Source organism: Micromonospora desertarenae, assembly GCF_056150265.1.
The window spans coordinates 38,247-56,748 of sequence record NZ_JAXCFQ010000004.1 but is presented as its reverse complement, the minus strand read 5'-3'; the positions used below and the strand labels follow the sequence as shown (position 1 = coordinate 56,748).

Genomic DNA, 18,502 nt, shown 5'->3' with positions numbered 1-18,502 from the left:
GAGGTCACCTCGTGCCGACGCCCACCACCACCCTGGCCCTGGGGCCGAGCTGGCTCGATCCAGAGGTGTTGATCTCGACCTTCGGGCTGCTCGGCATCCTGGTCATCGTCTTCGCCGAGTCGGGCCTGCTGATCGGCTTCTTCCTGCCGGGCGACTCGCTGCTGTTCACCGCGGGCCTGCTCACCGCCGACGGGAAGTACATCACCTGGCCGCTGTGGCTGGTCTGCCTGCTGATCACCCTCGCCGCGATCGCCGGCGACCAGGTCGGCTACGCGTTCGGCCGCAAGGTCGGCCCGGCGCTGTTCCGCCGGCCCAACTCGCGGCTGTTCAAGCAGGAGAACGTGCTCAAGGCGCACGACTTCTTCGAGAAGTACGGCGCCCGCTCCATCGTGCTGGCCCGGTTCGTGCCGATCGTGCGGACCTTCACCCCGATCGTGGCCGGGGTGAGCCGGATGAACTACCGCACCTTCGTGACCTACAACGTGATCGGCGGGATCCTCTGGGGCACCGGCGTGACGGTGCTCGGCTACTTCCTCGGCCAGATCCCGTTCGTCAAGGCGAACATCGAGCTGATCCTGATCGCCATCGTCGGCATCTCGGTGGTCCCGATCGTGGTCGAGCTGCTCCGGGCGCGGATGGCGGCCAGGCGCGGCACCACCCCGCAGGAGCGGGCCGCGGCCGAGGAGGCGATCCGGGAGACCCGCGAGCACTACGGCAAGCACTGATCGGCCCGGCCGTCCGGCGCCGTCCCGGACTGGGATGGCACCGGACGATCGGTACGGGTCAGCGAGCCTTCTTGGTGGCCCGCTTGCGCGGCGGGGTCAGCAGATCGGCGATCGTGGCGATCGCGGTCGGGACCAGCCGGTAGTACGCCCACACACCACGCTTCTCCCGCTCCAGCAGGCCGGCCTCGGTGAGGATCCGCAGGTGGTGGCTGACCGTCGGCTGTGAGAGGCCGAGCGGCGCGGTCAGGTCGCACACGCACGCCTCGCCCTCGGGCGCCGACTGGATCAGGCTGAGCAGCCGCAGCCGGGCGGGGTCGGCGAGGGCCTTGAGGACCCCGGCGAGACGCTCGGCATCGGCACGTTCGATCGGCTCGCCGGCAAGCGGCGAGATCTGAGGCATAGTCATTTCAGCCAACGCAGTTCCCACGTATTCCATCCTTCCACCAGCAGCATCGATCCGCCTGCATATCAGCAGATCCGAATCGGCAGACTTTTACGCCACAAGGCCGAGGTCAGCCAACGTATAGGCCGCCCGATACGGCAATCCGGCGGCTCGCACCGCGTCGCCGGCGCCACGATCAACAATAACCGCCACCCCCACCACTTCGGCCCCGACCTCGCGAAGGGCCTCGACGGCGGTCAACACACTCCCCCCGGTGGTGGAGGTGTCCTCCACCGCCAACACCCGGCGCCCGGCCACGTCCGGACCTTCGATCCGGCGCTGCAACCCGTGCGCCTTGCCCGCCTTGCGGACCACGAAGGCGTCCAGCGGGCGATCAGTTTCGGACGCGGCGTGCAGCATCGACAGCGCGACCGGATCCGCGCCGAGCGTCAGCCCACCCACCGCGTCGTACGCCCAGTCGGCGGTGAGGTCACGCATCACCTGACCGACCAACGGCGCAGCCTGGTGATGGAGCGTGACGCGCCGCAGATCGACGTACCAGTCCGCCTCACGCCCGGAGGAGAGCACCACCCGTCCGTGGACCACAGCCAGGTCGGTAATGAATTTACGCAGGTCGTCGCGGGCCCCCATGGCGATAGAGGGTACTGCGGAAGTCTGGGAGCCGCGTGCGGGGTCCACCTGGATCCACCCTGCGGGCGAAAGATGGGTGGCGATGTCCGGCTACCCTGAGCAACCGCGTGCGGTACGCGGCCGGATGCCCGGCGCGCCGCGACGGCCCTCGATCGCGGCGTGCGGACTCAGCCGTCCTCGCGGCCGATCCGGCCCCGGGTGTCCCGGGAGACCACCTCGAGCAGTCGCCGCGGCGCGTGCCGCAGACCGGCCACGGCCAGCTTGTACTTCCACGCCGGCACGCTGACCAGCTTGCCTTTCCGCAGGTCACGCAGGGCTTCGTCGACCACGTCGTCGGCCCGCAGCCACATCCAGCCCGGCGTCTTCGACATGTTGATGCCGGCCCGGTCGTGGAACTCGGTGCGGGTGTAGCCGGGGCAGAGCGCCATCACGCGCACCCCGAACGGGCGGGTGGACTGGCCCACCGACTCGCTGAAATTGGTCACCCACGCCTTGCTGGCCGAGTACGTCGAACCCGGCATGACCGCCCCGAACCCGGCGACGGAAGAGACATTTATCACTGCCCCGCGCCGGCGCTCGGTCATCGGCCGGAGGGCGGCCAGGGTCAGCCGCATCACCGCGTGCACGTTGAGCCGGAGCAGCCGGGCCTCGTCCTCGACGGACGACCGCAGGAACGGCTTGTTCAGGCTGATCCCGGCGTTGTTCACCAGCAGCTCGACCGGGGGCTCCGCGGCGAGCCGCCGTTCCACCGTGGCGCATCCGTCGTCGGTGGACAGGTCGGCGGGGATGGTCTCCACCGTCCGGGCGTGCCGGCCGGTCAGCTCCGCGGCCATCTCGGCGAGACGGTCGGCGTCCCGGGCCACCAGCACCAGGTGCCAGCCGTCGGCGGCGAGCCGGCGGGCGAAGGCCGCACCGATGCCGGCCGTGCCTCCGGTGATCAGGGCCCGGCGCTCGGTGTCGGGCTGGTCGACGGTCACGGGACCTCACCTGGGCGGGTACGGGGGCGCCAGCGGCGCCGTGGGCGGCTGCTGCCGAGCGGTCGGGTCGACCGGCGGGCGCCGGCGGAACCACGCGTTCGCCGCCGGCAGGGCCAGCAGCGCGGCCACCACAAGGTAGCCGAGCACCTGACCGACCGAAAGCCCCGCGTTGACCGGCAGCCACCAGCCCGGCTGGGCATCCCCGAGCAGGGCCAGCAGTTCGGCGGTGGCCCGCTCGTCGGCGCCCAGGCGCAGCGGGGCGGCCCGCTGCCCGACCAGCACCGCCAGCCCGCAGCAGCCGAAGACCAGGCCCAGCCCGCTGACCACCCAGGTGCCCACCCGGGCGCCGGAGCGGCCGGCGAGCAGGCCGAGGGCCAGGCCGGCGAGGAGCAGCCCGACCAGCAGGCTCACCACCGCGGTGAGCACGGTGGACACCCGGAGCAGGGTGACCATGCCGTCGATCTCGTCGGGTCGGGCCGAGGTGCCGGCGGCGGCCGACCGGAACTCCGCGACGGCGCCGCCGAGGGCGAGCAGGCCGGCGACGGCGTACCCGAGCGCGGCCACCGCCATCACCGCCAGCACCGCGGCGGCCAGCGAGACCACGGCCGGACGACGGGCCGGGGCCTGATCGGGGTACGACACGACGAGTCCCTCCGGTAGGCGTCGGATGCAACCTACTCGGAGGGACCGTCGGCGTCGTCGCTATCCGGCGCTCAGCTCACCGGCGGCGGGGTCGGGCCGGGGCGGTCCGACCCGGGCTGCCCACCCGGCTGCTCCGGGCCGCCTTGCTTGCTCCCCGGCTGCTGCGGGCCACTCGGGTAGGGCGGCTCGGTTGCGCCGCCCGGCTGGCCGGGGGCCGGCGGGTAACCCGGCGTGGCCGGGTAGCCGGGCTGGCCCGTGGCCTGCGGGTAGCCGGGCTGGCCGGGGGTCTGCGGGTAGCCGGGGTAGGAGGCGCCGGGCACCGGGGGCTCCCACGCCTGCTTCGGCTTGCGGAAGAACTCGTTGGCCTTGGGCAGCGCCAGCAGGATCAGCGCGGCGAGCAGCGCCAGCAGCGAGACCACCCCGAGCAGGACGGTGACCGGGGTGACCCACGCGGGCAGCCGGTCGTCCAGCATCCGCTGGATCTCCTCGCCGCTGGGCACGTCCCCGTCGGTGCCTCCGGCCCCGCCGAAGCTGCCGGTAACGCCGCCGATCAGGTTGCCGCCCGTGCAGCAGACCATGATGCCGCCGAGGATCCAGGTGCCGATCCGCGAGCCGTTGCTGCCCCGGTTGTTGAACAGGGCCAGCACCGCGAGGCCGAGCGACAGCAGCAGGAACAGGATGCTGGAGGCGATGCCCGCCGCGAACGCGAAGTCCGCGACGTTCTGCATGCCGTTGGCCGAGGTGCCGCTGTACGCCTCGTCCAACACGTCGCGCACCGTGCCGATGGTGGCGAGCGTGATGATGAGGCTGATCACCTGGAGAACGGCGAACAGGATCAGCAGGTAGCTGGATATCGTCACCACGCCCGGCCGTGACCGGGCCGGCTGGTTCTGGGTGTCGACCACGATTCTCCTTCCCTAGATCGCGCCCACACCGTATCGACAACGGGCCAGTGTGGCATGCCACGGCGACGGGACCCGCCGGGACGATCAGTAGCCGCGCCACTCCGCGCGGGCGTACTCGAGCACCCGCGGTTGCAGCAACGTGGAGGCCGGCACGTCCAGCCGACGCCGGTCGGCGGGGAAGGCCCCGGCCGCGGCCAGGGTCGCCGCGTCGAGGAAGCGCAGCGCCGGCGCGTCCGCCGGCAGCGCCAGGGCGGGCGGGGTGGCGCCGGGCGCGGCGAGCAGGAAACCCCAGTCGCCGAAGGAGGGCACGTCCACGTGGTACGGCGTGGTGGCGAAGCCCGCCTCACGTAGCGACGCCTCGATCGACCAGTACGACCGGGGCGCGAAGTACGGCGACCCGGACTGCACCACCAGCCGCCCGCCGTCGGCGAGCACCGCGCGCACCAGCGCGTAGAACTCGACGGTGTAGAGCTTGGCGGTGGCCGTCTCGTCCGGGTCGGGCAGGTCGGCCACCACCGCGTCGAACCGGTCGGCGGCGGTCCGCAGCCAGGTGAACGCGTCGGCGTGCAGCACCCGCACCCGGGGGTCGTCGAGCGCCCCGCCGTTGAGCCGGCGTAGCTGGGGCTCGCTGCGGGCCAGCGCCACCACCGCCGGGTCCAGGTCCACCACGGTGACCCGCCGGACGTCCGGGTAGCGCAGCAGCTCGCGGACCGCGAGCCCGTCACCGGCGCCCAGCACCAGCACCTCGCCGCGCGGCCCGTTCAGCACCGGGTGCACCAGCGCCTCGTGGTAGCGGTACTCGTCGGACGAGCTGAACTGGAGGTCACCGTTGAGGTAGAGCCGCAGGTCGGTGCTGGTGCGGCCGGGTTCGTTGACCGAGCGGGTCAGCACGATCTCCTGGTACCGGCTGCGCTCGGCGTGCACCACCGGGTCCCGGTAGAGCTGCTGCCGGGCGGTCAGCTCGAAGTCGTACGCGGTCACCCAGGCGTACCCGAGGCAGAGGGCGACCGCGACGGTGCCGGCGCCGAGCGCGACCCGCGCCCGGCGGCTCAGCTCGCGGCGGAAGACCGTGCAGACCAGCGCGACCCCGGCGGCGGCGTTCACCGCCCCGACCACCAGCGCGCCCTTGAGCTGGCCGAACGCCGGCAGCAGCAGGAACGGGAAGGCCAGCCCGCCGAGCAGCGCGCCGACGTAGTCGGCGGCGAACAGGTCGGCGACCGCGCTGCCGGCGGCCTGTTCCCGGATCCGTTGCAGCAGCACCATCAGCAGCGGGATCTCCGCCCCGATCAGCAGCCCGAGCACGAAGGCGGTGCCGACCAGCGCCGGCCCGTAGAGGTCGAGCCAGGCGAAGGCGGCGTAGAGGCCGAGCACCGACAGGCCGCCGAGCAGCGCCAGCGCCAGTTCGACGGCGGCGAACGCGGCGGCCGCCCGAGACTGCAACGGCTTCGCGGCCAGCGCGCCGACGCCCATCGCGAAGACCATCACGCCGAGCACGATCGACGCCTGGCCGACCGTGTCGCCGATCAGGTAGCTGCCCAGGGCGACCAGGGCCAGCTCGTAGACCAGGCCGCAGGCCGCGCAGACGAAGACCGCGAGCAGCACCGCCGCCCGGGCCAGTCGCCAGCGCGGCCGGGCCGGCGCCTCGACGGTCACGCCTTCTCCGAGGTACGCGACGCGGCGGGCGCGCGCCCGGCGCGCTGCGCCGGCACGGCGCCCCGCTGCGCCCGCTGGCGGCGGCGCTGTACGACGCCGACGGTGACCAGCAGCGCGGTGACCAGCAGCAGGCCGACCGCGGCGAGCAGGTAGCCCCAGCGGTCCCGCCACAGGTCGCTGCCGGTCTCGGGCAGCGGCGACGGTGCCGTCGCGGCCTCGGTCGGGGCGGCGGCCGGCTGGACCGCCCCCGCCTCGGCGGCGAGCAGCGGCAGCATCACGGCGGCCCGGGTGACGGCCCAGCCCGGGTCGTCGATGAAGACCTCCCGGGTGACCCCGAGCCGCTCCAGACCGCTCTCCATGCGCAGCAGTTCGGTCGAGGAGAAGTCGGCGGAGCCGGTGACGTCGACGTAGGCGTTGTCGTCGCTGTCGCTGCTCTCCGACGGGTAGTAGATCCGGGCGCTCACCTGCACCCAGCGCGGGCAGGCCGGGTTGTCCTCGACCGCCACCCCGGCGCCGAGGTTGGAGCCGACGCTGACCGGGTCCCCGTAACTGAAGTAGTCAGTCAGCTCCCACCCGTAGCAGACGCCCTGGCTGGCCGAGGAGCGGGCCAGGATCGCCAGGCTGTCGTCGCGCTGCTGCGCGGTCGGCGCCGTCACGTCGGCGTCCCCGTCGTTGTTGAGCACCCCGGCGATGACGCAGCCGACCACCACCACGGCGATGCTCACCCAGGTGATCCAGATGGCTGCCTTGGACGAGGTGTTCCGGCCCTTGGCCGGTGTGCTCCTGGCGGTCGCCATCAGCTGATCGCGGCGGCGATGATCGCGCCGGTGGCCAGGTGGACGACGGCGGAGACCCAGACGGCGGGGTGCGGCTCCGGCTCGACCAGCAGCTCGCCCAGCCGGCCCGGGGTGGCCGCGTCGAGCAGCAGGAACGCCGCCGCCATGATGACCAGGCCGAGGACGCCGTACGCGGCCGCGCCGACCAGGCCGAGCACGAAGTCGTCGTCGCTGGCGGCGATCGCGGCGACCACGATGATGCCCACCCCGGCCAGGTTCGAGGCGAGCAGCAGCGCGGCGTTGCGGTTGCGCTCGTTCCAGATCAGCTCGTTGAGCTTGCCGGGCGTGGCCACGTCCACCAGGACGTAGCCGATGCCCATCAGCAGGACGCCGACCACCCCGTAGGCGAGGGTGACCAGCAGATCGGTGACGAGGGTCTGCACAGGGTTCTCCAGGGTGAGGGGGATCGACGTGCCGGGTACGCGGGAGCCGGGGTTACTTGCCGCTGCCCGGGCCGCCGCCCCGGACGGTGTTGCCGCGTCCCCAACCCCAGTAATTGCCGACCGTGGAGTGGTAGCGCGGGTAGGCGGTGCGCAGCCGTTCGAGCAGGATCACCGAGCCGGTGGCGATCGGCAGGATGACCACCGAGTCGTCGTCGTAGCGCAGGTAGACGCCGCTGCCGTCGACGTACTGGTCGGCCGGCTGCCAGGCGTCGGTGACCTCCTTCGCCACCTGGCTCGGCGACCGGGGCGACGTGTACGCGACCGCGTCCGCGCCGATGTCCCGGCTGGCGGCGCGGGTGTAGCGGTCCTCCACGTAGCCGCGCGGCGAGAAGTTGCCGTAGAAGATGGCGAACGCGGCGACCAGCGCGCCGATGACGGCGAACACCACCCCCACCACGAACCAGCGTCGGTACGTCATCGCAGTGCCACCACCGTTTCGGTCAGGACCAGCTCGTTGGTCTGGGGGTACGCGTGCCAGGTGCGCCAGCCGAGGGCGCCGTCCGGCGAATCGGGCCGCACCGCCAGCGCGGTGACCGCGTCGACGTCGCCGGGAAAGACCCCGACCAGCGCGTACGGGTCGTCGGCCAGGTCGGCCCGGAGGGCGGCCACCCGGTCCCGCAGGCCGCTGCCCTCGGGGCGCAGCACGGTGGCGGTGAACCGGTAGCCGGCCCGCTCGTCGTGCAGGGCGCCGGGCAGTTCGGGGGGCCGGCCGGGCAGGCAGGCCACGGTCTCGGTCAGCGCCGCGCCGGGTGCCCGCAGCACCACCTGGTGCGAGGCGCCGAGCAGGCGCAGCCGCAGCCGGACGCCGCCGGGCAGGTCGAGGTCGAGCACGTGCAACGCGGGTCGCTCGACGTCGTCGAGGGCGAGGCTGAGGTCGGCCGCGCTGGTGTCGACGTACGGGGCGTGCAGGGTGACGATCACCGGTCGGTCCCGCCCTGGGGGTAGATCATCACCTCGGCGCGGTGCAGCACCTCGCCCCGGGCCACCTCCCAGCCCGCCTCGCCGTACGCCTCGAAGGAGAGCCGGGCGCCGCCGGGGGCCTGGTAGTCGTGGTAGCGCATGGTGCCGTTCGGGTCGAGGCCGGTGGTGCCGGTGGCGGTGTAGCGGGCCTGCCCGGACTCGTCCCAGCTGTAGCGGCGGCCGGCGAAGTCGATGGTCGGGGCGCCCGGGGTGATCGTGGCGGCCGGCTCGGCGGTCCAGAGCACCAGCTCCAGCTCCGGGTCCTCCTCGACGGAGAGCCAGCGGCGCACCCCGGCGGCGTCGTCCAGCAGGTGCTCGGTCCAGCTCCAGCCGCCCTCGACCAGCCGGATCGAGCCGCGCACCGCGTAGGTCACCTGCCGGATCTCCACCAGATCGCCGGGTTGCAGGCGGCGCGGGTCGCCGCGCAGCGCGTCGGCGTCCCGGTCGCGCAGCGGGTCGGCCGGGGCCGGCCGGCCCTGCGGGCGGGACCGGGCGCGGCGCAGCGCCACCACCGCGACCACGACTCCGGCCACCCCCACCAGGCAACCCACCGCCGTCGCCAGGTACGCCACCGACCCGTTCAACCAGCACCTCCCCAGGTACGTCGGCGGAGACGGTAACAACCCCGCGCACCTGACCACATCACGTGTCGCACCGGTGACCGCCCGACTACCCGGCGTCCCCGGATCGGTGGCGGTCGGCGCGGTGGACGGGTCGGTGGGATGGACGTGCCGGGCTGCCGGCGGACGGGCTCATGGCACGCACCGTACGGATCCGCGGCCCGCCCTCGGCAGGCCCGATCGGGCAGCTCGGGCCGGCGAAGGGGTCATGCTCCGGCGAGCCGCTCCGCGGCGTACTCGCGCAGCGTGGCGCGGCCCATCACGCAGCCGCTGAACGTGGTGAACTCGCCCGGGTCGTCGGCCAGCGCCGACCAGGCCGCCCGGCCGGCCGCCGGGTCGAGGCGTTCCAGCAGCGCCGCCGCGTACGCCCGGCCGGCCGGCGAGCCCTTGGCGAGCAGTCGGTCGAGGTGGGCGCGTACCTGCTCGGGGTGTTCGGCCAGCGCCGCCTCCACCCGCCGGTACGCCTCGGTCGCCGGCAGCATCGTGCCGGCGATCCCCACCCCGCCGAACGCCACCGTGTCCGCCCCCGCAAGCTCCCGCACGGCGGCCCCGAGCTCCCGCTCCCAGCCGTTCTTCCCCATCCCACCCATCCCACCCATCCCCCCACCATTCCCCGAACGCCCCCACCCCACCCCTCCCACAGTGTTGATCATGGGGTTAGCGGCAGTGATCGAGATCAGATTCGCCGCCAACCTCATGATCAACGCGGCTGGGGTGGGGGGTGGGGGGTGGGGGGTGGGGTGGGTGGGTGGGGTTAGGAGGGGGTGATGGTTAGGGTGTCCTTGGTTTCGGCGAGGTCGACCTTGACCGTGTCGCCGTCGCGGATCTGGCCGGCCAGGAGGGCCTTGGCGAGCTGGTCGCCGATGGCGGACTGGACCAGGCGGCGCAGCGGGCGGGCGCCGTAGATCGGGTCGTACCCGTGCTCGGCCAGCCAGCCGCGGGCCGTCTCGGTGATCTCCAGGCCCAGCCGGCGGTCGGCGAGCCGCTTCCGCAGGCGGTCGAGCTGGATGTCCACGATGGCGCGCAGATCGGCACCCTGTAGCGCGGCGAAGACCACGATGTCGTCCAGCCGGTTGAGGAACTCCGGCTTGAAGTGCGACCGGACCACCGCGAGGACGCCCTCCCGGCGCTGCTCCTCGGCCAGCGTCAGGTCGCTGATCACCGACGACCCGAGGTTGGAGGTGAGGATCAGGATCGCGTTGCGGAAGTCCACCGTGCGGCCCTGCCCGTCGGTGAGCCGACCGTCGTCGAGCACCTGGAGCAGGATGTCGAAGACGTCCGGGTGGGCCTTCTCCACCTCGTCCAGCAGGATCACCGAGTACGGCCGGCGGCGCACCGCCTCGGTGAGCTGGCCGCCCTCCTCGTAGCCGACGTAGCCGGGCGGGGCGCCCACCAGGCGGGCGACGGAGTGCTTCTCGCCGTACTCGCTCATGTCGATGCGGACCATGGCCCGCTCGTCGTCGAAGAGGAACTCGGCGAGCGCCTTGGCCAGCTCGGTCTTGCCGACACCGGTCGGGCCGAGGAAGAGGAAGCTGCCGGTCGGGCGGTCCGGGTCGGCGACCCCGGCGCGGGCACGGCGGACCGCGTCGGAGACGGCGCCCACCGCCTCGGACTGACCCACCACGCGGTCGCGCAGCGACTCCTCCATCCGGAGCAGCTTGGCCGTCTCGCCCTCCAGCAGCCGGCCGGCGGGGATGCCGGTCCAGGACGCGACCACGGCGGCGATGTCGTCGGCGCCGACCTCCTCCTTGAGCATCGCGCCGTCGGCCTGGAGCCGGGCCAGCTCCTCCTCGGCCGTCGCCAGGTCGGCCTTCAGCGCGGGGATCCGGCCGTAGCGCAGCTCGGCGGCGCGCTCCAGCTCCCCGTCGCGCTCGGCGCGCTCGGCCTCGCCGCTGAGCCGCTCCAGCTCCTCCTTGGCGGTGGAGAGCTTGGTGATGTGGCTCTTCTCCAGCTGCCAGCGCTCCGACAGCGCGGTGAGCTGCTCACGCTTGTCGGCCAGCTCCTTGCGCAGCCGTTCCAGCCGCTCGGCGGAGGCGGCGTCCGGCTCCTTGGCCAGCGCCATCTCCTCGATCTCCAGCCGGCGCACCGCCCGCTCGATCTCGTCCACCTCGACCGGCCGGGAGTCGATCTCCATCCGGAGCCGGGACGCGGACTCGTCCACCAGGTCGATCGCCTTGTCGGGCAGGAACCGGTCGGTGATGTAGCGGTCGGAGAGGGACGCGGCGGCGACCAGGGCGGCGTCGGTGATCCGTACGCCGTGGTGCACCTCGTAGCGCTCCTTGAGCCCGCGCAGGATGCCGATGGTGTCCTCGATGGTCGGCTCGCCGACCAGCACCGGCTGGAAGCGGCGCTCCAGCGCCGGGTCCTTCTCGATGTGCTCGCGGTACTCGTCCAGCGTGGTCGCGCCGACCATCCGCAGCTCGCCGCGGGCCAGCATCGGCTTGAGCATGTTGCCGGCGTCCATCGAGCCCTCGCCCTTGCCGGCGCCGACCACGGTGTGCAGCTCGTCGAGGAACGTGATGACCTGCCCGTCGGAGTTCTTGATCTCCTCCAGCACGGACTTCAGCCGCTCCTCGAACTGCCCCCGGTACGACGCACCGGCGACCATCGCGCCCAGGTCGAGCGAGACCAGCTTCTTGTCCCGCAGCGACTCCGGCACGTCGCCGGCCACGATCCGCTGGGCCAGCCCCTCGACGATGGCGGTCTTGCCGACGCCGGGCTCGCCGATCAGCACCGGGTTGTTCTTGGTACGCCGGGACAGCACCTGGATCACCCGGCGGATCTCCGAGTCCCGGCCGATCACCGGGTCGATCTTGCCGTCCCGGGCGCTGGCGGTCAGGTCGACGCCGTACTTGGCCAGCGCCTGGTAGGTCTGCTCCGGGTCGGCGGTGGTCACCCGCCGGTCCCCGCCGCGCACGGTCGGGAAGGCGGCGACCAGGTTCTCCTCGGTGGCGCCGGCGGACTTCAGCGCGCCGGAGACCGCGCCACCCACCCGGGCCAGGCCGGCCAGCAGGTGCTCGGTGGAGGTGTACTCGTCGCCCAGCGGCCGGGCGATCTGCTCGGCGGCGCCGATGGCGTTGACGAACTCGCGGGCCAGGGTCGGCTCGGCGATGCTGGAGCCGCGCGCGGCGGGCAGCGCGTCGACCGCGCGCTGGGCGGCCCGGCGCAGCTCGGCCGGGTCGGCCCCGACGGCGCGCAGCAGGCCGGCAGCGGTCGACCCCTCGGTGTCCAGCAGCGACAGCAGCAGGTGCCAGGGCTCCACGGTGGCGTGGCCGCGCTGGTTCGCCAGCGCGACGGCACCGGTGATGGTCTCGCGGCTCTTGGTGGTGAGGCGTTCCGTGTTCATGGGCTCCCCCGGATCGGCGTGTCCACTGGGAAGGACACAACCAGAGTTGAGCCTATTCCGCTCAACCCTGGCCGTGTGAGCTGAGTCACTCGGCGCGGCGCCAGCGCCAGGCGAACTCGCCGGCCGCCGGCGGCGGGCCGGGCAGCGGGGGGTCGGTCACGGCCAGGCCGGCCAGCAGCACCGCCAGGTGGCGGCGGCGTAGCTGCCGGGTCCGCGCCGGATCGGGTACGCGCAGCGCGGCGCAACCCTCCAGCAACAGCCCGACGTCCTGGGGTACCACGTCGGGCCGGAGTCGACCGGCGGCGTGGGCCCGCTCCACCAACGCGACGGTCAGGTCGTTGGCGCGCATCGCGTCCCGGCCCATCTCCTCGGTCGGGGTGAAGGTGCCGGCCAGGTGGACGGTGAGCGAGTGCACGTCGGCGTCGACCACGCGCTCCAGGAAGCCGGCGAAGCCCCGCCAGCCGTCCGGCTCGGCGAGCGCCGCCTCGGCCTCGGCCACGTAGCGGCGCAGCCCGTCGTGGCAGAGCCGGCGGAGCAGGTCCTCCTTGCCCGCGTACCGCCGGTAGAGGGCGCTGATGCCGACGCCGGCGCGGTCGGCGACGGCGGCGATCGGCGCCTTCGGGTCGTCGAGGAAGACGGCGCGCGCCGCCTCCAGGATCACCGCGTCGTTGCGGGCGGCCTGTGCGCGGCGGCCGGCCAGCGGCGCGGCGGGGTTTCCGGTCGGGTTCGGCATGGGTCCAGATTAACAGTGGAACGGATCGTTCCGCTCTGCTATGGTGAAGCGGAACGAAGCATTCCGTTCTGAAGGAGCAGAGATGACCGCCACCGAGATCCGCCCGTTCCGCGTCGAGGTCCCGCAGGCCGCCCTGGACGACTTGGCCGACCGGCTGCGCCGGACCATCTGGCCCGGCGAGCTGCCCGGCGGCGGCGGCGCGTACGGGATGACCACCGAGCGGGTCCGCGGCCTGGCCACCTACTGGCTGGAGACGTTCGACTGGCGGGCGGTCGAGGCCCGGCTGAACGCCCACCCGCAGTTCGTCACCGAGATCGACGGCCAGCGGGTGCACTTCCTGCACGTCCGGTCGTCCCGGCCGGACGCCACCCCGCTGGTGCTCACCCACGGCTGGCCCGGCTCGGTGCTGGAGTACCTGGACGTGATCGCCCCGCTGACCGAGCCCGCCGACCCGGCGGCGCCGGCGTTCCACCTGGTCATCCCGTCGATCCCGGGCTTCGGTTGGTCCGGCCCGACCGGCGAGGCCGGCTGGAACCGCTACCGAACGGCCCGCGCCTGGGCCGAGCTGATGAGCCGGCTGGGGTACGAGCGCTACGGCGCGGTCGGCAACGACGGCGGCTCGCTCATCTCGCCGGAGCTGGGCCGGATCGACCCGGAGCACGTGCTCGGCGTGCACGTCACCCAGCTCTTCTCGTTCCCGTCCGGCGACCCGGCCGAGTTCGCCGACCTCTCCGCGGCCGACCAGGCGGCGCTCAAGCACCTCCAGTGGTTCTACGAGAACAAGTTCTCCTTCAACCAGGTGCACAGCCAGCAGCCGCAGACCCTGGCCTTCGCGCTGGCCGACTCGCCGGTCGGGTTGCTCGCCTGGAACGCGCAGCTGTTCGACGAGAGCCTGGACGACGAGTTCGTCGTGGCCAACGTGGCGCTCTACTGGTTCACCGGCACCGCCGCCTCGGCGATCCGGTTCTACTGGGAGGACGCGCACGCCGGTGAGCAGCCCGAAGGCCCCACCACGGTGCCGACCGCGCTGGCCATGTTCCCCGGCGACTTCCAGTCCATCCGGCGCTTCGCCGAGCGCGACCACGCCAACATCGTGCGCTGGACGGCGTACGAGGCGGACGTCGACGGGCGCGGCGAGGTCGGCGGCCACTACGCCGCCCACCAGGCGACCGAGGTGCTGGTCGGCGACATCCGCGCCTTCTTCGCCAGCCTGGCCTGACCTGCTCGTGATCCCGTGCCCGCCCCGGCTCCCCGCCGGGGCGGGCCCGCCGTAGAGGCGGGCATTCCGCCGGGCCGGTGACGGAGAACCCGAGTCAGCGAAGCCCGACGAGGAACCGACGCAACCGACGCTGGCGCGACGAGGCCACAGCTCTGCGTAACCGGAGCCGACATTGGCACGCAGGAACTACAGAGCCGCGCGCCGCCGGGTGCGATCTGCGTCCTGCCAGGTAGTCGGGTTCCGCCCGGGTCGTCGGTAGCAGACCGTGCCATCGCCGGATTGACGGCCCGTGCCAATTTCCAGGATCAACCCGCCGTGCTGCGGCGAGAATAGCGTCCACTTTCCGTGAGCGACGTTGACCCATCGATAACCGACGACTAATTTTCGTTCCGACGGAAGCGCCTATGGCTTCCACGAATGAGGAACGGGGAGATCTAAAGTGAGCGTTGCACCAAAGGTGAAAGCGTCCCTCGTCGCCGCGGCAACCGTCGGACTCGCCTTGGCGGCGACGCCGGCGAACGCGCTGGCGGCGCCCAAGACCGGCGGCGAGACGGCGACCGCTTCGTCCACCACCGCGGCGACGAGCTGGTGCGGGACGGGCCGCGTCGAATCCATCGCCAACAACCTTCCGATCCGCGCCTGGGCTTCCCACAGCGCACCCGTCATCACCTGGGCGCAGAAGGGCTACCAGTACAACTGCGACCAGTTCGACCCCTACACGCTCGGCGACCGGTACACCGCCTGTGGCGTCAGCAATGCCAATGGCTGGCTCTGGATCGCCTTCAACGACGGATCCTGGGGAGTCGCTTACATGACCTGCCTCAAGGACGTCTAGGCCCTTCCGCGCACGAACGAATACGGGCTGACTAAGGGCTGTCTTCGACCACCACCAGCGCGGCCGAAGACAGCCCTTAGTCGAAACCAATCGTCCATTGTCGTTGGACAAATCTGTTTCCTGACTGGCATCGAAACAGCCGAGCCCGGTGCGGAGATCTGCGGTCGGGCCGGAGCTGAGGGCCCTTCCGTCCCTCGATCCGGCGGTCACCGCAGACCCAACCGGTGAGAAAGTCGCAGTTCGCGGGACGAGACGGCCGATCAAGGGCAATTCGCACCAAGATCTGCTGCGGCGGGTGAGCGGTAGCCTTGTCGATGTGCGAGTACGTGTCGAACAGACCGCCCTCCCGGGCATCGGGGTCCGTCACGATCTGTTGACGGAGTCCGGGCGCCGGCTCGGTGTGGTCTCCCACCGCAATGGCCGTCGTGACCTCGTCCTCTACGACCCGGACGATCCCGATTCATGTCAGCACGACATCCCGCTGACCGACGACGAGGCGGAGGCGCTCGCCGACATCCTCGGTGCGTCGCTGATGCTCGGCCAGCTCTCCGGGCTGCGTGAGCAGGCCGCCGGGCTGCTCACCGAGCAGATCGCCATTCCGGCCGGTTCGAAGTACGTGAACCGGAAGCTGGCCGACACCCAGACGCGTACCCGCACCGGTGCCTCGATCGTGGCCGTGCTGCGCCACGGTGAGGTCATCGTCTCGCCGGAACCGTCCTTCCGCTTCGCCGCCGGCGACGTGGTGGTCGTGGTCGGGACCCGTAAGGGCCTCGACGGGGTGACCGCCATCCTCGCCGACAGTGACCCGGACGGCTGAGGCGCGGATGCACGAGACCACAACACTGCTCGTCGAGGTCGGCGCGCTGCTCTTCCTGCTGGGCCTGCTCGGCCGGCTGAGCCGCCGGATCGGCCTCTCGCCAATCCCCCTGTACCTGCTCGCCGGGCTCGCCTTCGGGCACGGCGGCCTGCTACCGCTCAACGCCAGCGAGGAGTTCTTCGCCGTCGGCGCCGAGATCGGCGTCATCCTGCTGCTGGTGATGCTCGGCCTGGAGTACTCGGCCAACGAACTGGTCGGCAACCTGCGGTCCGCGGCCCCGGCCGGCCTGATCGACGGCCTGCTCAACGCGCTGCCCGGCGCGGCGTTCGCGCTGCTGCTCGGCTGGGACTGGGTGGCCGCGCTGGTGCTCGCCGGCATCACCTGGGTCTCCTCGTCCGGCGTGATCGCGAAGGTCCTCGGTGACCTCGGCCGGCTGGGTAACCGGGAGACCCCGGTGATCCTGTCGGTCCTGGTGATCGAGGACCTCGCCATGGCCCTCTACCTGCCGCTGGTCACCGCCGTGCTGGCCGGCACCGGCCTGCTGGGCGGCGGCATCGCGCTCGCCATCGCGGTGGGCACGGTCCTGCTGGTGCTGGTGGTCGCCATCCGGTACGGCAACACCATCTCCACCTTCATGTCGGCCAAGGACCCCGAGGCGCTGCTGCTCGGCGTGCTCGGCATGACGCTGCTGGTCGCCGGTGTGGCGGCCAAGCTCCAGGTCTCGGCGGCGGTCGGCGCGTTCCTGGTCGGCATCGCGCTCTCCGGGCCGGTGGCGCACCACGCGACCGAGCTGCTCACCCCGCTGCGGGACCTCTTCGCCGCGGTGTTCTTCGTCTTCTTCGGCCTGGTCACCGACCCGCGGGACATCCCGCCGGTGCTGCTGCCGGCGCTCGGGCTGGCCATCGTCACCATGGCGACGAAGACGCTCACCGGCTACCTGGCCGCGCGCCGGGTCGGCATCGCCGAACCCGGTCGGTGGCGGGCCGGCCTGGCCCTGGTGCCGCGTGGTGAGTTCTCCATCGTCATCGCGGGGCTCGCGGTGGCCGCCGGCAGCGTCGAGCCGAAGCTGGCGGCGCTGGCCACGGCGTACGTCCTGATCACGGTGGTGACCGGACCGATGCTGGCCCGACTGCCCGACCTCGCCTGGTTCAAGCGCTGGGTGCGTCAGCGCGGCGCGGCGCAGCGGGCCCAGCCGGCGCCCGTGCCGGACTGACCTGCGCATCAGCCCGGACGGCCGGGTCGACCGTACGGTCGGCCCGGCCGGTCCAACGGTTGTGGAATTGCTGCCGCCAGGGTCTACCGCCGGTCACCGATGGCGCGTTACCGTGTCGCCCCAGCAGCCAGGTTCGCGGGGGCGAGAGCGGAAGGTTGGCCGGTGAGCGTGCAGGAGTCGACGTTCCACGGGTTCGCCAACCCGGTCGACCCGTCCCCGGCGGAGTTGCGGGCATGGGCCTACCATCCCGACTCCGTTCCGTTGTCCTCCATGCCGCCCGACTGGGACCTGCTGGTCTCCGGCGACCGGCTGGTGACGACGCTGTTCGACCTGGCCATGGATCCGAGCTGCCCGGCCCGGCGGTTCGCGCTGCACTGCCTCTACATCTACGCCGCCGACGGCATCCGGACGAACTTCCGGGCCCACCCCAAGCGGCGCTTCCGGAAGCTGGTCGAGCAGGCCGAGCGGGACGGCGACGAGCTGATGCGCACCTGGGCACACAACAGCCGGGTGCTGCTGGCCCGACCGGATCTCTTCGCCTACCGCGACTGGTGCGAGGGCGGCCTGGTCCGGGAGAACCGCCGCATCGGCTGAGGCGCCACCGGCCGGCGGCGATCGACTCCGAATGCGGGATGACGCGCCAACCGCGCCGCCGACACCCCGCTTCGCCGCACCCCCAGTGGATCTTTAGCTCCGCCCGGCCCGCACGTCTGGACGGCGAACGGGCCGGGACCCCCCGTGGGTCCCGGCCCGCACGTCGGCGTACCGGAAGTCAGGGAACCGGCCCGCCCTGCTCGCGGCGACGGGTGTCGGTCCGCCCCTTGTCGACGCCGTGGTCGACCTGGTCGGCGAACCGGCCGTCGAGGATCTCGTCGAACTTCTCCCGGACCGTCTCGGCCACCTTGTCGAGTCGCTGCTCCGCCTGCTCCGCCACCTTCTTCGCTGGCTCCGCCACCTGCTCCCCCTCGCCGGGTCGGTAGGTTAGGTCCGGATTAAGCGGATAGGACCTATTGGCACCCTAACCGAGCCGGCCCGGCCCGCGCCGGGAATCCGGCGAGCGGACCGGGCCGGCACAGCGGTCTCCGGGTCAGCGGTGGTCAGCGTTCGGGCCCCCGGCGGGGTCGCCAGACCACCAGGGCGGTGGTGGTGCGGTTGGTGGGCACGAGGTCCCGGCCCGGAAAGCGGGCCAGCGACTCCAGCTCGGCGATCCGGCGGTACGCGGCGTCGAGCTCCGCCTCCAGCTGGGCCACCCGCTGTTGGGCCTGCTCCAGCAGCCGTTCCAGGCCGATGATCCGCTTGACCCCGGCCAGGTTGATCCCGTCGTCCTGACTGAGCCGCTGCACCTCGCGCAGCAGCACCACGTCCCGGACGCTGTACCGGCGCCCGCCGCCGGCCGCCCGACCGGCCTGCACCAGGCCCAACCGGTCGTACTGGCGCAGCGTCTGCGGGTGCATCCCCGCCATCCGCGCGGCCACCGAGATCATCAGCACCTTGGCCTCGTAGGCAGGGTCGTCCGAGCCGACGAACTCGCCCGACATGCCACTC

The 18,502-nt window shown here is 72.4% G+C and carries 22 protein-coding genes; 6 read left to right on the top strand and 16 right to left on the bottom strand.

Annotation, left to right across the window (positions count from 1 at the left end):
• The first annotated feature begins 11 nt into the window (after positions 1–11).
• A complete protein-coding gene (locus SM577_RS09005) occupies positions 12–725 on the top strand; it encodes a DedA family protein (RefSeq protein WP_474580103.1) in 714 nt (237 codons plus the stop codon).
• Between the two features lie 58 nt (positions 726–783).
• On the opposite strand, the gene SM577_RS09000 is transcribed toward SM577_RS09005, so the two are convergent.
• The 14 genes from SM577_RS09000 to SM577_RS08935 all read right to left on the bottom strand — a co-directional run bounded on the left by SM577_RS09000 (position 784) and on the right by SM577_RS08935 (position 12,873).
• A complete protein-coding gene (locus tag SM577_RS09000) occupies positions 784–1,161 on the bottom strand; it encodes an ArsR/SmtB family transcription factor (protein ID WP_007073957.1) in 378 nt (125 codons plus the stop codon).
• Between the two features lie 57 nt (positions 1,162–1,218).
• The gene (locus SM577_RS08995; RefSeq protein ID WP_302922963.1) at positions 1,219–1,758 is read right to left on the bottom strand and encodes an orotate phosphoribosyltransferase; all 540 of its coding nucleotides are present in this window, start codon (positions 1,756–1,758) and stop codon (positions 1,219–1,221) included.
• A gap of 167 nt (positions 1,759–1,925) precedes the next feature.
• Complete coding sequence (locus SM577_RS08990) at positions 1,926–2,735, bottom strand: SDR family NAD(P)-dependent oxidoreductase (RefSeq protein WP_474586668.1); 810 nt, start codon at positions 2,733–2,735, stop codon at positions 1,926–1,928.
• A 6-nt stretch (positions 2,736–2,741) separates the two neighbouring features.
• Positions 2,742–3,377 carry a hypothetical protein gene (locus SM577_RS08985; protein ID WP_474586667.1) on the bottom strand — a complete coding sequence of 212 codons (636 nt, stop codon included), beginning with the start codon at positions 3,375–3,377 and terminating at the stop codon, positions 2,742–2,744.
• 71 nt (positions 3,378–3,448) lie between these two features.
• Positions 3,449–4,282: a hypothetical protein gene (locus tag SM577_RS08980; protein ID WP_474586666.1), complete on the bottom strand. Its 834-nt coding sequence runs from the start codon at positions 4,280–4,282 to the stop codon at positions 3,449–3,451.
• An 84-nt stretch (positions 4,283–4,366) separates the two neighbouring features.
• Complete coding sequence (locus tag SM577_RS08975; protein WP_474586665.1) at positions 4,367–5,935, bottom strand: polyamine aminopropyltransferase; 1,569 nt, start codon at positions 5,933–5,935, stop codon at positions 4,367–4,369.
• Positions 5,932–6,732: a hypothetical protein gene (locus tag SM577_RS08970; RefSeq protein WP_302922958.1), complete on the bottom strand. Its 801-nt coding sequence runs from the start codon at positions 6,730–6,732 to the stop codon at positions 5,932–5,934. Before SM577_RS08970 ends, SM577_RS08975 begins: the two co-directional genes overlap by 4 nt.
• Positions 6,732–7,154, bottom strand: a complete 423-nt coding sequence (locus tag SM577_RS08965; RefSeq protein WP_302922957.1) for a DUF350 domain-containing protein — start codon at positions 7,152–7,154, stop codon at positions 6,732–6,734. Before SM577_RS08965 ends, SM577_RS08970 begins: the two co-directional genes overlap by 1 nt.
• Before the next feature lie 52 nt (positions 7,155–7,206).
• A complete protein-coding gene (locus tag SM577_RS08960; RefSeq protein WP_302922956.1) occupies positions 7,207–7,632 on the bottom strand; it encodes a DUF4247 domain-containing protein in 426 nt (141 codons plus the stop codon).
• Positions 7,629–8,135, bottom strand: coding sequence for a DUF2617 family protein (locus SM577_RS08955; RefSeq protein ID WP_474586664.1), 507 nt, complete (start codon positions 8,133–8,135; stop codon positions 7,629–7,631). Before SM577_RS08955 ends, SM577_RS08960 begins: the two co-directional genes overlap by 4 nt.
• The gene (locus SM577_RS08950; RefSeq protein ID WP_474586663.1) at positions 8,132–8,758 is read right to left on the bottom strand and encodes a DUF4178 domain-containing protein; all 627 of its coding nucleotides are present in this window, start codon (positions 8,756–8,758) and stop codon (positions 8,132–8,134) included. Before SM577_RS08950 ends, SM577_RS08955 begins: the two co-directional genes overlap by 4 nt.
• A gap of 242 nt (positions 8,759–9,000) precedes the next feature.
• A complete protein-coding gene (locus tag SM577_RS08945; protein ID WP_474580109.1) occupies positions 9,001–9,393 on the bottom strand; it encodes a hypothetical protein in 393 nt (130 codons plus the stop codon).
• Between the two features lie 155 nt (positions 9,394–9,548).
• On the bottom strand, positions 9,549–12,140 hold the full coding sequence (clpB, locus tag SM577_RS08940; RefSeq protein ID WP_474580110.1) for an ATP-dependent chaperone ClpB: 2,592 nt from the start codon (positions 12,138–12,140) through the stop codon (positions 9,549–9,551).
• An 85-nt stretch (positions 12,141–12,225) separates the two neighbouring features.
• On the bottom strand, positions 12,226–12,873 hold the full coding sequence (locus tag SM577_RS08935) for a TetR/AcrR family transcriptional regulator (protein WP_474586662.1): 648 nt from the start codon (positions 12,871–12,873) through the stop codon (positions 12,226–12,228).
• Positions 12,874–12,955: 82 nt separating this feature from the next.
• On the opposite strand from SM577_RS08935, the gene SM577_RS08930 reads away from it, so the two are divergent.
• From SM577_RS08930 to SM577_RS08910, 5 genes are all read left to right on the top strand, one after another.
• Entirely contained in the window at positions 12,956–14,092 is a 1,137-nt protein-coding gene (locus SM577_RS08930) for an epoxide hydrolase family protein (RefSeq protein ID WP_474586661.1), read from the top strand.
• Positions 14,093–14,531: 439 nt separating this feature from the next.
• Complete coding sequence (locus SM577_RS08925; RefSeq protein ID WP_474586660.1) at positions 14,532–14,927, top strand: hypothetical protein; 396 nt, start codon at positions 14,532–14,534, stop codon at positions 14,925–14,927.
• A gap of 316 nt (positions 14,928–15,243) precedes the next feature.
• Positions 15,244–15,744, top strand: coding sequence for a cation:proton antiporter regulatory subunit (locus SM577_RS08920; protein WP_088996827.1), 501 nt, complete (start codon positions 15,244–15,246; stop codon positions 15,742–15,744).
• A gap of 7 nt (positions 15,745–15,751) precedes the next feature.
• Complete coding sequence (locus tag SM577_RS08915; protein WP_474580262.1) at positions 15,752–16,957, top strand: cation:proton antiporter; 1,206 nt, start codon at positions 15,752–15,754, stop codon at positions 16,955–16,957.
• Positions 16,958–17,119: 162 nt separating this feature from the next.
• The gene (locus SM577_RS08910) at positions 17,120–17,551 is read left to right on the top strand and encodes a hypothetical protein (protein ID WP_302922349.1); all 432 of its coding nucleotides are present in this window, start codon (positions 17,120–17,122) and stop codon (positions 17,549–17,551) included.
• Between the two features lie 178 nt (positions 17,552–17,729).
• On the opposite strand, the gene SM577_RS08905 is transcribed toward SM577_RS08910, so the two are convergent.
• Positions 17,730–17,912, bottom strand: a complete 183-nt coding sequence (locus SM577_RS08905; RefSeq protein ID WP_302922350.1) for a hypothetical protein — start codon at positions 17,910–17,912, stop codon at positions 17,730–17,732.
• Between the two features lie 142 nt (positions 17,913–18,054).
• On the bottom strand, positions 18,055–18,495 hold the full coding sequence (locus tag SM577_RS08900) for a heat shock protein transcriptional repressor HspR (RefSeq protein ID WP_109899609.1): 441 nt from the start codon (positions 18,493–18,495) through the stop codon (positions 18,055–18,057).
• Positions 18,496–18,502: the final 7 nt, after the last annotated feature.

Coding starts and splice junctions, on each gene's coding strand:
- clpB (WP_474580110.1), bottom strand. CDS start 12,140: ATGAACACGGAACGCCTCACCACCAAGAGCCGCGAGACCATCACCGGT.
- SM577_RS08945 (WP_474580109.1), bottom strand. CDS start 9,393: ATGGGTGGGATGGGTGGGATGGGGAAGAACGGCTGGGAGCGGGAGCTC.
- SM577_RS08930 (WP_474586661.1), top strand. CDS start 12,956: ATGACCGCCACCGAGATCCGCCCGTTCCGCGTCGAGGTCCCGCAGGCC.
- SM577_RS08970 (WP_302922958.1), bottom strand. CDS start 6,732: ATGGCGACCGCCAGGAGCACACCGGCCAAGGGCCGGAACACCTCGTCC.
- SM577_RS08915 (WP_474580262.1), top strand. CDS start 15,752: ATGCACGAGACCACAACACTGCTCGTCGAGGTCGGCGCGCTGCTCTTC.
- SM577_RS09000 (WP_007073957.1), bottom strand. CDS start 1,161: ATGGAATACGTGGGAACTGCGTTGGCTGAAATGACTATGCCTCAGATC.
- SM577_RS08935 (WP_474586662.1), bottom strand. CDS start 12,873: ATGCCGAACCCGACCGGAAACCCCGCCGCGCCGCTGGCCGGCCGCCGC.
- SM577_RS08960 (WP_302922956.1), bottom strand. CDS start 7,632: ATGACGTACCGACGCTGGTTCGTGGTGGGGGTGGTGTTCGCCGTCATC.
- SM577_RS08900 (WP_109899609.1), bottom strand. CDS start 18,495: ATGTCGGGCGAGTTCGTCGGCTCGGACGACCCTGCCTACGAGGCCAAG.
- SM577_RS08995 (WP_302922963.1), bottom strand. CDS start 1,758: ATGGGGGCCCGCGACGACCTGCGTAAATTCATTACCGACCTGGCTGTG.